The organism is Nostoc sp. (assembly GCF_036916655.1).
In the GTDB taxonomy this organism is placed as follows: domain Bacteria; phylum Cyanobacteriota; class Cyanobacteriia; order Cyanobacteriales; family Nostocaceae; genus Nostoc.
This window is the reverse complement of the sequence record NZ_JBALFY010000004.1, coordinates 1-12,053: the sequence shown is the minus strand read 5'-3', so window position 1 is coordinate 12,053 and position 12,053 is coordinate 1. Positions and strand designations below refer to the sequence as shown.

The window sequence follows — 12,053 nt, the reverse complement described above, 5'->3', positions numbered from 1 at the left end:
ACTATTTGGAGTCATGTCTTGTGAAGTTCACTAAAAAACTCTCAATTATTGTTTGTAGTTTGACCACTGCTTTCCTTTATACTGCCGTAATTACCAATACTTATAAGTCGGCAGCACAAGCAGAAGGACAAGAACTGATTATCAACGGGGGATTTGAAACCGATCCTCTCGCAGATCCTAATGATCCCAACATTGTGAATTCAAATGTTACAGGATGGGTTAAATCCGGTGAGCCGATAGATATATCAGGTGTTACAATTAGCAACTTTCCTCACACTGGTAATCAAGGTTTATCGCTTGGTTCATTTTCAGGCATTAGCTACATATCACAGACGATCCCTACAATTCCTGGTGAACACTACCAACTTACCTACTATTTTTCATCCATAGAAGAGGCACCTAACCTGAAGAATAAATTTAAGGTTTTTATAGGTGGAAAAAAAGTTTCTGTGAAAAAGGATACTCCTTACCAACCCTACACGCAATACACCTTAGATTTTAAAGCTAAAGCAACATCCACGGAGATCAAGTTTGGTTCTAAAGCTAAGTATGGATTTTTATATTTGGATGATGTGAGTGTGAAAACTACACCTGAACATCAAGGAGCAAACTATGGGGATGAAGTAATCGATGATGCGGATGATTAAACCTGATGTAGAAGTCGGTCAAGTTTAATTCGTAGTAAGAACTTTAGTACTTTATTTTATCAAACAGAATTCAGGAGTCAGGAGTCAGAATGGGCTAAACCTTAGCTATCCGCTAACAGAATGAATTCTGTATGAATGGTGGGTAGTGCAGCGTTAGCGAGTTTTCGAGCGTCGCGTCTTGATTCTGACTCCTGAATTCTTCTTCAAAAGACCTAAAGTGCTTACTGCAAACCCTCAAACTAGCTTGGCAAATTGACAAAGTAATGAATGTAAGTATCAACTTGTTTGAATTGTCAGAATTTGAAATTATTTGGAGTCAAGTTTCATGAAGTTAACTAAAAAACTCTCAATTATTGTTTTTGGTGTTACTACTACTTTAGCTAGTACTGTGGTGATTACCAATACTTATAATACCGCAGCACAAGCAGTAGAACTTGTTAGGAATGGAAGCTTTGAACTCGACCCTCTCGTAGATCCTAACAATCCCAATGTTCCAAATCCTAATATTACAGACTGGATTAAATCTGGCGATCCGTTTGATACATCAGGGATTAGAATTAACAATTTTCCTCAGCATGATAGTGGTAATCAAGGTTTATCAATTGGTTCATTTGTAAATCCTGCTTACATATCCCAAAATTTGGCTACAACTATCGGTAGTAACTATAATCTCAGTTTCTTTTTAGGGACAGATGAAGATGTTAGTCAAGTTGATAATATATTTCAGGCCTTTGTCGATGGAAATCAAGTTTTTGATAAAATAAATACTATAAACGTTGCTGGAAATCCTTTCACACAATATGACTTAAATTTTGTGGCGACAACATCATCTACAGAGTTAAAGTTGGGTGGTAGAGCTAGCTATGGTTCTTTATACTTGGATAATGTGAGTGTAAAACCAGTGACTATTACTGTACCTGAACCATCGACTATTGGAGGAATAGTATTAACTGCTGGGTTGTTAGGAGGATGCTTGAAGAAAAAGAAGGCAATTAGCTAGAAAAAATAGCCCTTTTTTGTCACTCTCATAAAATAACAGAATTGCAAATCCCTCAAATTACTATGTGGTAATGATGAGGGATTTTGTCATTTGTCATGCCTCAATGCTATTGCATTTACGTATTACCAATAATATTGGTACAAATGTAGCGCAGGATACAATCTTGCCGATCGAGTTCAGCTTTGATAGTTAGTATTAAGTCGTATGAGTAAGTTGGCACAATAAAACCAAACTATGTGAAGAAAAATAAACTAGACTAAAACCCTCTTCCCTCCTGCCTTCTGCCTTATCCCAAAGACAAATTTTTACGCCGACTTACTCCATCGAAAATATACCAACTAATGCCAATAGACTAGGCACAAGCTTTTTCATGAATCCAGCACAGCTAAAAAAAATAACTGTCAAAGCGAGTCGTGTTACAAGAAAACTTCGCCGCCGTTTTTACCTTACACAGTCTGCGATACCCCTACTTAAAAGCCAGCGACACGAAAGTAGAGAAGGGATAACTGGGGCGGGCAAAGCGATCGCACCGTATGCGCTTACTTGGTTCGAGGTTATTGGCTATACAGTTTTATTAGAGCCAGATATTGCCTTGGGTAAGCACCAGATTGGACGGAGTAGTTGTAGTGAAGTGGTTTTGTATCAGCGCCTCCATCAGGCTTTGCAGAAAATTAACCCAAAAAAACCTGATGAAGCGATCGCCGCAGCTATCCATCAGGTTACTTCCATTCCGAGTTCTGATTTGCTGGAAAATAACCGTCGCTTTCACAAATTATTGACCAATGGTGTGGAAGTTGAATATCTGTGTAACGAAGAAATAGTTCATGACACAGTGTCGCTCATTGATACGTCTAATCTACTAAACAATGATTGGCTAGCTATTCATCCCTTAACTGTAGTTGAGGGGAATTATGTTCACTATCCTGATGTAGTTGTGTTTATCAACGGTTTACCTTTGGCAGTCATTGTCTCGATTCAGCCCAGTAATGAACAGGCTACTTTCAAAGAAGGTTATCAGCGAATTCAGACCTACATCGAACAAATACCAAAGCTATTTTCCTACAATATATTCCTAGTTATTACTTATGGAAATCGGGCACGAGTCAGTACATTAACCTCAGATTGGCAGGAGTTTTTACCCTGGTGCACCATTGATGGCGAGGACTTTCCTGCCAAGGGCGCAACTGAACTAGAGGTGCTGATTCAAGGTATTTTTGACAAACGGCGTTTCCTAGAGCAAGTATTGCACTTGATAGTATTTGAGGAGAACGGAACCAGCATTAGGAAAAAATTGCTTCGCCGACCTTTTTGTACTACACAGTATTTCAAAAAATCTTCGCGCTAAGACTGGCCAGACAATTTTGGATTTTAGGTTGACCCTAGCAATCAAATTACTGGCTCTATTATTTAATTTTAGATTTATTCTCGCGTTTAAATTCGCTTTGTCAATATTTATTTGGAATAGCTTGCTAAATCTAGCTTTCACACAAATCCTAAGAGAGGCGGAGCCTCAACGACGAGCATTCCCAGTCGGAGACTGGGAACGAGGCAGACGAGGCAATCTAAAAGCTTGCACTACACTAGTTTTCACCTTAAGGAACGTTAACTGTCTTAACTGTCTTAAATCTCTAGTTAGGTGGAGCGTGAAGACAATTAACAGTCTTAAAGTTGCTATTGCATTTTCTTAATAAAACTGAGATTATCTGTTAGTTAAAGTTATAAGTAGCATCATTGACCAAGATAGCTTGGAATTATCCCCAAAATCATCTACAGAACACCTTTCAATGGGAGCTTGGCGGGTAAAGTCTTGGTTGGTTTGGCGAATGCGCTTATTCTTTTCTCGTACAAAAACTTGTAACGAAAGTTTCCTATAATTTATAGCAAAAATTAGAGATAAAACTAACTTTGAGGATAAATATGGATAATAGTAGGCATTCTGATATAGAAATAGAAATTTTGCTTTTGGGAAAATGGCGTTTTGATACGTCTTCGGAAAAAATCACTATTGAATTTAGAGATGATATGACTTATGAACAAACCAGAGTTCAAATACTTCTTTTCTCTAGACCGAAAGAAATCATAACAGGTAATAAATTTACTGGGGTATGGTACGTAAGTCAAAAAAAATTGTATTTAAATGTTAGAGCAATGCCAAGCTCATTTTTTAATTTCAGGATACCATTAGCTTTTAAGATTTCTCTTGCAGATATCGCAGCTACTTTAGCTTCTGTATTTATCCCAGAACATTATGACGTTATTAGAATTAATAGTTCTAAATTTTTTATAAAGGATAAAGAGCAATCAATTATTGGCACAAAATTAAATAATACTAGAAAACCGATTTAGTAATTGGTGAAGAAAATTGAAGAAGAATTCAGAAGTCAGAATTTAGGAGTCAGAATGAAGACGCTCGATATCGTAGCGGTAGCGGGGCGTTTAACCCATTCTGGCTCCTGACTCCTGAATTCTGTTTCGGTAAAATATTACGATTTTGCCACTCGATAACAGAGTGCAATAGTGAATAATGCCGCTGCTGCAAGGGCTGCTGCTGCTCGAATGTGGTTCCAGATTGTCCAGTTGCTAAGGTAGCTAGACCACAGGCTTGCACCTATGGCAGTGTCAGGCTCGACTTTCGCCAGCGCTTCGTTGAGTGGCACATTGAAAACGATTGTCACGCCAAAAGTACCAATGAGGTACAGCAAGCTGCCAAGGAGCAAGTAGGCGGCATCAGGTTGATGCCACTTTAATAGCGAGGAAATAGCCAGAAAGATGCAGGCCGCAGCTGTTCCCAAGAACACTATCATGAACAATGGATTGATCACTGTGATATTGATAGATTGCATGGCAGCAATGCCTTGTGCTGGTTGGAGTCTGGCAAGGGCACTCATCACAAAGGATGAGAAGGCGAAGAATACTCCGGCTATTAAGCCACATCCCAGTGCTGAGAAAAGCTTCAACACAAAATAATGTTGTTGAGTAATCAGATTTTGCAGCATTGCCTTATCCTCCAACCATTTGGGTAATTTGAAGATGAGCCGATGCGATCGCATCTGTTAACTTTTGCTCACCAGACTCATTATTCTCAATTAGTATTAGTATCTGATGGTTTCTCTGCTGTTGGTTGTTGTCGTGGGCTAATGAATTCGGTCTTAATTGGTTTTCCTATTGTCTTCGGAGGTTGTGGTTTACCTTCTGTGGGTTGTGAGTTATTATTGTCGCTCATGTTGATTTCTCTCCTTTATAGGTTTCATCATTTGGCTGTTTTCAAGATTTCTTCCTGAAAGTGGATCAAGCAAGAAGTTCTTCTGATAATTGTGACTCCAAGCAATGTAATCTCAATTCCGTAATCCTGTTTAAAATTTTGCTCCCACTCCGAGAAAGTGTAGTATGTGCCTGCCTCAAGCAGTCATTTATAATACAAGTAATTTACAGTATTTTCATCCAATGGCACGAGTACAACTTGTTTATCCTAAAATCCCAGATAGTAAAAATTGCCCTTGGGAGCATTGTATCGCTTTCGAGAAATATGATGGTACAAATCTCCACTGGGTTTGGGAATCAGAGCTTGGGTGGTATGCCTTTGGTACACGTCGAGATCGGTTTGATTTGGATGATATGGGAATTGCACAATTTAACAAAGCACATCCAGGTTTAGAAGAAGCTGCTGAGATTTTTAACAGAGATTTTGCTGCCTCTTTAGAAAGAGTATTTCAAGAAAAATTTAATTGTCAATACACTGAAATTACTGTGTTTACAGAGTTTCTGGGGACTAACTCTTTTGCAGGAATGCATCGAAGAGATGACCCAAAACAACTAATTCTCTTTGATGTTCAAATAGATAAATATATTATTATTCCTGAACAATTTATTCAATATTTTAACCAATTGCACATTCCACGAGTTGTTTATCGCGGTAAAATCACAGGTCAATTTATTGATGATGTTCGACAAGGTAAATATGGTGTAGCTGAAGGTGTTATCTGCAAAGGAGGCGGCAGCAACGGTAATAACGGATGGATGGTGAAAATTAAAACCTATGCTTATATGAATAAATTACAGCAAGCTTTCAAGGATGATTGGAAAACATATTGGGAATAAGGGAACTGGCTTTCTGACTTTTCACGGTATCTGGAAAACCTCTCTCCTTGTAGAAGAGAGACTTTGAATTTACCCACTGAAACGGGAAGGGGGTAAGGGGTTAGGTCAATCGTTAGCTTTTCCACATAACGTGAAAAGTCAGAACTGGCTTTAAGTAATCCCCTATGTGATTGAAGCTGCAAACGCTTATTTGTTAAGATTTCCAATGCGACAACATTGAAACAGGGCAACTTCTCATCACCATGCCAACATCTACAATTGACGATCAAGACGCAGCAGCTATCGAAGCCGCCAGAGTTGGGGTTGCAATATGCGATCGCACCGCCTGGGGACGCATCAAAGTGTCTGGCGACGATCGCCTCAATTTCTTACACAACCAAAGTACTAACAATTTCCAAATACTCAAGCCAGGACAAGGTTGTGATACAGTTTTCGTCACTTCCACAGCCAGAACAATTGATTTAGTAACCGCCTACGTGAGAGAAGACGCGGTAATCTTGCTGGTTTCGCCTAACCGCCGTCAGTTTCTCATGGAATGGCTAGATAAATATATTTTCTTTGCCGACAAGGTGGAATTATCTGATATCACAGAATACACCAACACCTTCAGCCTCATTGGCCCAGGAAGTGACGCTGTTTTAGAAAAGCTGGGTATTGGCGAACTCATTGGCCAACCTTATGGTAGTCACAAAGTATATACAATTGCTCCTGCCGAGGGAGTGCGGATTGCTGTGGGTAGCGGGTTAGCGGCTCCCGGATACACGTTTACTTTCCCCTATACTGATAAAGCAACAGTGTGGAACAAATTGTTGGAGGCTGGGGCAGTTGAGATGAGCGATCGCGCCTGGGATACTTTGCGAATCTTACAAGGTCGCCCCGCCCCAGATTCGGAACTCACAGATGATTACAATCCCCTAGAAGTTGGTTTGTGGCAAACAATTTCTTTTAATAAAGGTTGTTATATTGGGCAAGAAACCATTGCTCGGTTAAATACATATAAAGGTGTAAAACAACACCTTTTTGGAATACATCTCAGTGCCCCTGCGGAAGTGGGAAGTGCGATCGCAATTGGAGATGAAAAGGTCGGCAAACTTACCAGTTACACAAAAACGGCTGATGGTTACTTTGGACTAGGTTACATTCGCACTAAAGCTGGTGGCGTAGGCTTAAAAGTCAAAGTAGGAGAAATTGAGGGTGAAATAGTAGAAATCCCCTTTGTCTCTCACGAGTATCCATAATTCGTAATTGCTTGAGGTCTAAGTCCCCAATCCCCAGTTCCCAGTCCCCAGTCCCCAATCCCCAGTCCCCAATCCCCAGTCCCCAATCCCCATTTCAAATCAAAATATCCTCTTTCCCATCCCATTTAGTACCTTGACAAAATTCATCTACCCAAGAAGCTAGATTACGGGCATTAGTGGTTGGTAAATTCACTTTGCTTTTAACTTCTTGTGGTGGAATATTCTGATGTTTACCGTTGCTTTTAAGCTCAGTAGTAATTGCTAGCGATCGCACTGGTTTACCATTGCTGTTAATCTCAGTGGTAATTGCCAAGAATGCGCCTACAGGCATTCGGGCAGATACCGCGTTGCTTTTGGCCTCTGTAGCTAATGCCACAGATGGCATAGTTTTGGCTTTGCTATTAACCTCAGGAGTCATTGTCATCGTCAGCGAGGTTCCTGAAGGGAGGCGTTCAAGGGGCGATGTCTGATGATAATCTGCAAAGCTGCTACGTAGTGGTTGATATTCGCTTAGAAAACTGGAGGATGGCGTTTTTACCGGAGTATCTGGAACAATTTTAGTAGCTAATGCAACTACTAACTCAGGTTTGCGTGTGCGAACTACCTCCGTTGTGGCTGTAACTGATGGCACAAGTTGATCGGTGCTTGGTGACTTGGAGTCTAGAGTCTTAGCAGAAGAATCAGGTGCAATCTTGGTAGCAGTTACAACCGATGACAGATGTTTATCCTCAGAATACTTCTCATCTGGCGACTCGTTTTCAGCTTGGCTTGTAGCCATAGAATACTCTGATTTTATTAAACGTAACTCTTTGTCAGGATTAAAGTTAAGACCTAAAGCGGTGACTATTTTATCTGGATCGTTATTCAGATCCACCATAAAAGAAAGTATTTCATCAAATTGGGGTTCCAAAACAGACAGTGTTGCCAAAATAAAACCGGACAAAGGACGGCGCAGACCATCGTAAGTGCCCCAAATTCGCATTTTGACCAACCAGGAAATATTTTGCTCGTAGTAACTCAGCCAGTTTTGTTTCAAGGATTGACGCAGCTGTTGGATATTCATTGGATGCCTCTCTTCATTCAACAAGATTGCAGACATTGATAATTTAGTTTGATTTTTGGGGATGAAACCGATAATAGAGCATCTGTTTGACTATTTGACCACTTAGCAAATGATGTTCTACCAGTAGAGATACTTCATCTGGTTGAACGCCGCTATACCAGACCATATCGGGTAATACCAGCACCATCGGCCCATTGCCACATTGTCCCAAACAACTGCTAGCCGTTACCGTTACACCAGGGATTGGCAAAGCTGCAAAAGCGGCTAATACCTTGGCTGCACCTTGCTTTTTGCAGGTGCGATTTTGACAAACTTGCACACATCTACTTGTGGAGAAGTTTGATGATTGAGTTATGTTGTTCATTTTTTTTGTCCTTTGTCATTTGTCATTTGTCAAAAGTTGGAAGCTAATGACTAATGACTAATGACTAATGACCAGTGACCAATGACTAATCTATTGAAAGTCCTTTTGAGGCTAGCCATTCCGGGTTAAATATCCGCGACTGATACCGAGAACCACTATCACATAAGATGGTGACAATGGTATGTCCTGGGCCTAACTGCTTCGCTAAGGCAACAGCTGCCCCAACATTAATACCTGTTGAACCGCCCATTAACAGCCCATCTTTCCTCAGCAGTTGGTAAACTACCCGCAAAGCTTCTTTGTCATCTATTTGAATGGCATCATCAGCTGGTGCGCCTTCCATATTGGCTGTGACACGACTATTACCGATGCCTTCGGTGATGGAATTTCCTTCCATCTTGATTTCGCCAGTTTTGACATAGCTATAAAGTCCACTACCCAGGGGATCGGCAACAACGCATTTAACCACCGGATTTTGTTCTTTCAAGTACAACGACACACCAGCAAAAGTACCACCAGTACCAGTTGCAGTTGTCCATGCGTCTATTTTACCATCTGTTTGCGCCCAAATTTCTGGCCCTGTGGTTTCGTAGTGGGCGCGGCGGTTAGCTAAATTATCAAACTGATTTGCCCAAATAGCATTTTCTAACTCAGCAGCAACTCTGCCAGATAGTTTGACGTAGTTGTTTGGGTCTTTGTAGGGTACAGCAGGAACGGGACGAACTTCTGCCCCCAGTGCTGTCAGTGCGTCTATTTTTTCTTGTGACTGGGTATCGGGAATGATAATTAGACATTTGTAACCTTTGGCGTTGCAAATATGAGCTAGTCCAATGCCAGTATTACCGGCGGTTCCTTCGACAACAGTGCCACCCGGTTTGAGTAGACCTTTTTCTTCTGCATCTTCAATAATGTAAAGTGCGGCGCGGTCTTTGACGGAACCGCCAGGATTGAGAAATTCTGCTTTAGCAAGGATTTCACACCCTGTTTCTTCGCTGAAGCTGTTTAAGCGAATCAGAGGTGTGTTGCCAACAGTGCCGACGAAGCCATTTTTAATATCCATTTTGACTGTACCTGTGTGAGTATCTATAAAAATTTTGGCTTATAGCGATCGCATTTCCCCACTCGGCAATCCAATAATAATCATAGTTGCCTAAGCGATCGCATCTGGCAGTGTAATATTTAGGAATTGCATAAGCTGGTTATATTGTCAGCAATTAATTTAAGAGTAGCGCGATCGCATCCCCTCTTCACCAAGCCAACCAATCATCATCCTGTGCAACAATAGCTGTAGCTTAGTCGGAGTACAAACTATGGACTGGCAACAGTACATTCATTCAGACCCCAAAATTCTGCTGGGTAAACTGACTGTCAAAGGAACTCGTTTATCTGTAGAGTTCTTATTGGGTTTGTTTGCAGCAGGATGGACAGAACAACAAGTGGTAGAAAACTATCCTACCCCTCTTCTGTCACTCTCCGGGAGGGCGATCGCTAGAAGCCTGATGAGGCAATCAATACAAGCTATACTATTAGAAAAAAATTGGTCTTGTATTTGTTATTAGAAAAGAATCGCGCGATCGCTTGCTATACAAAAGCTCTAGAATCCAGAAATGGCAAATGTTTTCGGAGAGTGACAAAAGAGGGCTACTTTAACTCCAGAAGCATTAAGGGCAGTATTTGCTTTTACAGCAGAGTGTATGCGTGAAGAATCTTTTCTATAAGTATGCAATAAGCTTAAAAAAATTATTCAGATTGCATAAATTGTATTTTACACAACCGAGGACAAAACGATGACTATTATCACAATAGATGATGAACTAATTAATGAAATTATTGCAGTCAGTCACTATAAAAATCCACAGGAAGCAGTCATTAAAATATTATCCAATTACTTGCAGCAACAAAAAAAAGAACTGCCTTTATTTGAGCGACTACGTTTTATAGACGACGAATCTGCTGAAGATGATATCGCCTCGTTGTTTGAACGTGATAGAGACACAGGTAGGAATTTTGAACTATGACTTATCTAATAGACACCTGTGTAATGTCTGAGTTTGTTAAAAAAGCTCCCAACCCCCAAGTTAGTCAATGGTTTAATCAGCAACCGATTGAACAACTATTTTTAAGTAGTATTACTATCGCTGAAATAAAAAAAGGGATTTATAAGATCCAAGACTCACAACCTGAACGATATCAAAAACTAAAAATATGGCTGCAAAGAGTAGAAATTGAATTTACTTCTCATATTTTACCGCTAACCGATGATATTTTAGATAATTGGGCAAAATTTTCTGCAAATGCCGAATTGAAAGGTAAAAAATTAGCTGTAATGGATAGTCTAATTGCCGCAACAGCACATCATCATAAATTAACTTTAGTTACCCGTAATGTTGATGATTTTAAACTGACACCAGTTAAAATTATGAATCCTTACAGTCTTGTGTAAATTATGACCACCCAACCCGGTATTGAGCCGAGATATTCGCACTCCCTCATCCCCCCACAACCTGACTGGGGTCAAACAACCACCCATCGCCGACAATCTCCTCTAGGCGCTGATTGAGTCGGGGGAGGAAATATTCTGGATCATTTAGCCGTTGCTGAACAAACCAATTACCAAACGCTTCCTCTGTTTCAATTCCTTGGGCATTTGCCGCATCTAATATAATTTTGAAACTATGCTCTTGAAGTTCCTCTAACTGCGGATGACCTTCACCTCGAAGTTTGCAAAAGAACATTGCCGTTGCTCCTAACACGGCTTCTAGTTCATCACCTTGAGGCACTTTATTATATAAAACACGGATTAACTGAATGGTGTTTACTAAAGGTGCTTGAATTCTCAGCGTCAACCAGATTGCCTGAGCTAGGTAAACCAAACCGTTACTTTCATCCGTTACGCTTAAATTACTCAGAGCTGTTACCAAATTACTATAAGCACTTATTTGTGCAAGTGTGGAAACAACTTGCTCGTAGAGTGCGATCGCTTTTGGGATGTCCCCTTGTTGGCGGAATACCGCTGCCATGTTATTGAGGGTAGTGGCTTTACCTTTGACATCGCCAATCTGCTCAGATATTTCCAAGTCTTGCTCCCAGAGTGCGATCGCTTTTGGGATGTCCCCTTGTTGGGCGAATACCCCTGCCATGTTGTGGAGGGTAGTGGCTTTACCTTTGACATCGCCAATCTGCTCAGATATTTCCAAGTCTTGCTCCCAGAGTGCGATCGCTTTTGGGATGTCCCCTTGGTCGGCGAATACCCGTGCCATGTTGTTAAGGGTAGTGGCTTTACCTTGGACATCGCCAATCTGCTCAGATATTTCCAAGGATTGCTCGTAGAGTGCAATCGCTTTTGGGATGTCCCCTTGTTGGCGGAATACCGCTGCCATGTTATTGAGGGTAGTGGCTTTACTTTGGACATCGCCAATCTGCTCAGATATTTCCAAGTCTTGCTCCCAGAGTGCGATCGCTTTTGGGATGTCCCCTTGGTCGGCGAATACCTGTGCCATGTTGTTGAGGGTAGCGGCTTTACCTTGGACATCGCCAATCTGCTCAGATATTTCCAAGGATTGCTCCCAGAGTGCGATCGCTTTTGGGATGTCCCCTTGTTGGGCGAATACCCCTGCCATGTTGTGGAGGGTAGTGGCTTTAC

At 41.0% G+C, this 12,053-nt stretch carries 15 protein-coding genes; 9 read left to right on the top strand and 6 right to left on the bottom strand.

From position 1 onward, the window contains the following. Window positions 1–20 precede the first annotated feature (20 nt). The 4 genes from V7L31_RS00600 (at window position 21) to V7L31_RS00585 (ending at window position 3,993) form a co-directional block, all read left to right on the top strand. The gene (locus V7L31_RS00600; RefSeq protein ID WP_334694453.1) at window positions 21–647 is read left to right on the top strand and encodes a DUF642 domain-containing protein; all 627 of its coding nucleotides are present in this window, start codon (window positions 21–23) and stop codon (window positions 645–647) included. A gap of 325 nt (window positions 648–972) precedes the next feature. Further along, on the top strand, window positions 973–1,647 hold the full coding sequence (locus tag V7L31_RS00595; RefSeq protein WP_334694452.1) for a PEP-CTERM sorting domain-containing protein: 675 nt from the start codon (window positions 973–975) through the stop codon (window positions 1,645–1,647). Between the two features lie 370 nt (window positions 1,648–2,017). After that, a complete protein-coding gene (locus tag V7L31_RS00590; RefSeq protein ID WP_334694451.1) occupies window positions 2,018–2,992 on the top strand; it encodes a type I restriction endonuclease in 975 nt (324 codons plus the stop codon). A 572-nt stretch (window positions 2,993–3,564) separates the two neighbouring features. Further along, complete coding sequence (locus tag V7L31_RS00585) at window positions 3,565–3,993, top strand: hypothetical protein (RefSeq protein WP_334694450.1); 429 nt, start codon at window positions 3,565–3,567, stop codon at window positions 3,991–3,993. 137 nt (window positions 3,994–4,130) lie between these two features. Here the strand turns inward: V7L31_RS00585 and V7L31_RS00580 are convergent, their stop codons facing one another. Together V7L31_RS00580 and V7L31_RS00575 are read right to left on the bottom strand one after the other, a co-directional pair. Beyond that, entirely contained in the window at window positions 4,131–4,643 is a 513-nt protein-coding gene (locus V7L31_RS00580; protein ID WP_334694449.1) for an anthrone oxygenase family protein, read from the bottom strand. Window positions 4,644–4,729: 86 nt separating this feature from the next. Further along, on the bottom strand, window positions 4,730–4,870 hold the full coding sequence (locus V7L31_RS00575; RefSeq protein WP_334694448.1) for a hypothetical protein: 141 nt from the start codon (window positions 4,868–4,870) through the stop codon (window positions 4,730–4,732). A 221-nt stretch (window positions 4,871–5,091) separates the two neighbouring features. On the opposite strand from V7L31_RS00575, the gene V7L31_RS00570 reads away from it, so the two are divergent. Both V7L31_RS00570 and ygfZ read left to right on the top strand, forming a co-directional pair. Next, window positions 5,092–5,745, top strand: coding sequence for an RNA ligase family protein (locus V7L31_RS00570; protein ID WP_334694447.1), 654 nt, complete (start codon window positions 5,092–5,094; stop codon window positions 5,743–5,745). A gap of 242 nt (window positions 5,746–5,987) precedes the next feature. Further along, a complete protein-coding gene (gene ygfZ, locus V7L31_RS00565; protein ID WP_334694446.1) occupies window positions 5,988–6,983 on the top strand; it encodes a CAF17-like 4Fe-4S cluster assembly/insertion protein YgfZ in 996 nt (331 codons plus the stop codon). A gap of 94 nt (window positions 6,984–7,077) precedes the next feature. On the opposite strand, the gene V7L31_RS00560 is transcribed toward ygfZ, so the two are convergent. From V7L31_RS00560 to V7L31_RS00550, 3 genes are all read right to left on the bottom strand, one after another. Further along, entirely contained in the window at window positions 7,078–8,046 is a 969-nt protein-coding gene (locus V7L31_RS00560; protein ID WP_334694445.1) for a DUF5331 domain-containing protein, read from the bottom strand. 43 nt (window positions 8,047–8,089) lie between these two features. Further along, entirely contained in the window at window positions 8,090–8,410 is a 321-nt protein-coding gene (locus V7L31_RS00555; RefSeq protein WP_334694444.1) for a (2Fe-2S) ferredoxin domain-containing protein, read from the bottom strand. Between the two features lie 85 nt (window positions 8,411–8,495). After that, a complete protein-coding gene (locus V7L31_RS00550; RefSeq protein ID WP_334694443.1) occupies window positions 8,496–9,470 on the bottom strand; it encodes a cysteine synthase A in 975 nt (324 codons plus the stop codon). A 250-nt stretch (window positions 9,471–9,720) separates the two neighbouring features. Between V7L31_RS00550 and V7L31_RS00545 the strand changes: the two genes are divergently transcribed. The 3 genes from V7L31_RS00545 to V7L31_RS00535 all read left to right on the top strand — a co-directional run bounded on the left by V7L31_RS00545 (window position 9,721) and on the right by V7L31_RS00535 (window position 10,853). Then, window positions 9,721–9,969 (top strand): DUF433 domain-containing protein, encoded by a 249-nt coding sequence (locus V7L31_RS00545; protein WP_334694442.1) that lies wholly within the window; start codon window positions 9,721–9,723, stop codon window positions 9,967–9,969. A gap of 228 nt (window positions 9,970–10,197) precedes the next feature. Continuing rightward, window positions 10,198–10,428: a type II toxin-antitoxin system VapB family antitoxin gene (locus V7L31_RS00540; RefSeq protein ID WP_015131253.1), complete on the top strand. Its 231-nt coding sequence runs from the start codon at window positions 10,198–10,200 to the stop codon at window positions 10,426–10,428. Beyond that, window positions 10,425–10,853 (top strand): type II toxin-antitoxin system VapC family toxin, encoded by a 429-nt coding sequence (locus V7L31_RS00535; RefSeq protein WP_334694441.1) that lies wholly within the window; start codon window positions 10,425–10,427, stop codon window positions 10,851–10,853. The genes V7L31_RS00540 and V7L31_RS00535 overlap by 4 nt, the downstream gene beginning before the upstream one ends. 46 nt (window positions 10,854–10,899) lie before the next feature. Here the strand turns inward: V7L31_RS00535 and V7L31_RS00530 are convergent. Further along, window positions 10,900–12,053, bottom strand: a 1,154-nt coding sequence (locus tag V7L31_RS00530; protein ID WP_334694440.1) for a tetratricopeptide repeat protein, incomplete at its 5' end; no start/stop codon positions are given.

What these genes read in the sequence shown, in the direction of transcription:
- V7L31_RS00595 (WP_334694452.1), top strand. Translation starts at nt 973, where the DNA reads ATGAAGTTAACTAAAAAACTCTCAATTATTGTTTTTGGTGTTACTACT.
- V7L31_RS00590 (WP_334694451.1), top strand. Translation starts at nt 2,018, where the DNA reads ATGAATCCAGCACAGCTAAAAAAAATAACTGTCAAAGCGAGTCGTGTT.
- V7L31_RS00585 (WP_334694450.1), top strand. Translation starts at nt 3,565, where the DNA reads ATGGATAATAGTAGGCATTCTGATATAGAAATAGAAATTTTGCTTTTG.
- V7L31_RS00580 (WP_334694449.1), bottom strand. Translation starts at nt 4,643, where the DNA reads ATGCTGCAAAATCTGATTACTCAACAACATTATTTTGTGTTGAAGCTT.
- V7L31_RS00575 (WP_334694448.1), bottom strand. Translation starts at nt 4,870, where the DNA reads ATGAGCGACAATAATAACTCACAACCCACAGAAGGTAAACCACAACCT.
- V7L31_RS00570 (WP_334694447.1), top strand. Translation starts at nt 5,092, where the DNA reads ATGGCACGAGTACAACTTGTTTATCCTAAAATCCCAGATAGTAAAAAT.
- ygfZ (WP_334694446.1), top strand. Translation starts at nt 5,988, where the DNA reads ATGCCAACATCTACAATTGACGATCAAGACGCAGCAGCTATCGAAGCC.
- V7L31_RS00560 (WP_334694445.1), bottom strand. Translation starts at nt 8,046, where the DNA reads ATGAATATCCAACAGCTGCGTCAATCCTTGAAACAAAACTGGCTGAGT.
- V7L31_RS00555 (WP_334694444.1), bottom strand. Translation starts at nt 8,410, where the DNA reads ATGAACAACATAACTCAATCATCAAACTTCTCCACAAGTAGATGTGTG.
- V7L31_RS00550 (WP_334694443.1), bottom strand. Translation starts at nt 9,470, where the DNA reads ATGGATATTAAAAATGGCTTCGTCGGCACTGTTGGCAACACACCTCTG.
- V7L31_RS00545 (WP_334694442.1), top strand. Translation starts at nt 9,721, where the DNA reads ATGGACTGGCAACAGTACATTCATTCAGACCCCAAAATTCTGCTGGGT.
- V7L31_RS00540 (WP_015131253.1), top strand. Translation starts at nt 10,198, where the DNA reads ATGACTATTATCACAATAGATGATGAACTAATTAATGAAATTATTGCA.
- V7L31_RS00535 (WP_334694441.1), top strand. Translation starts at nt 10,425, where the DNA reads ATGACTTATCTAATAGACACCTGTGTAATGTCTGAGTTTGTTAAAAAA.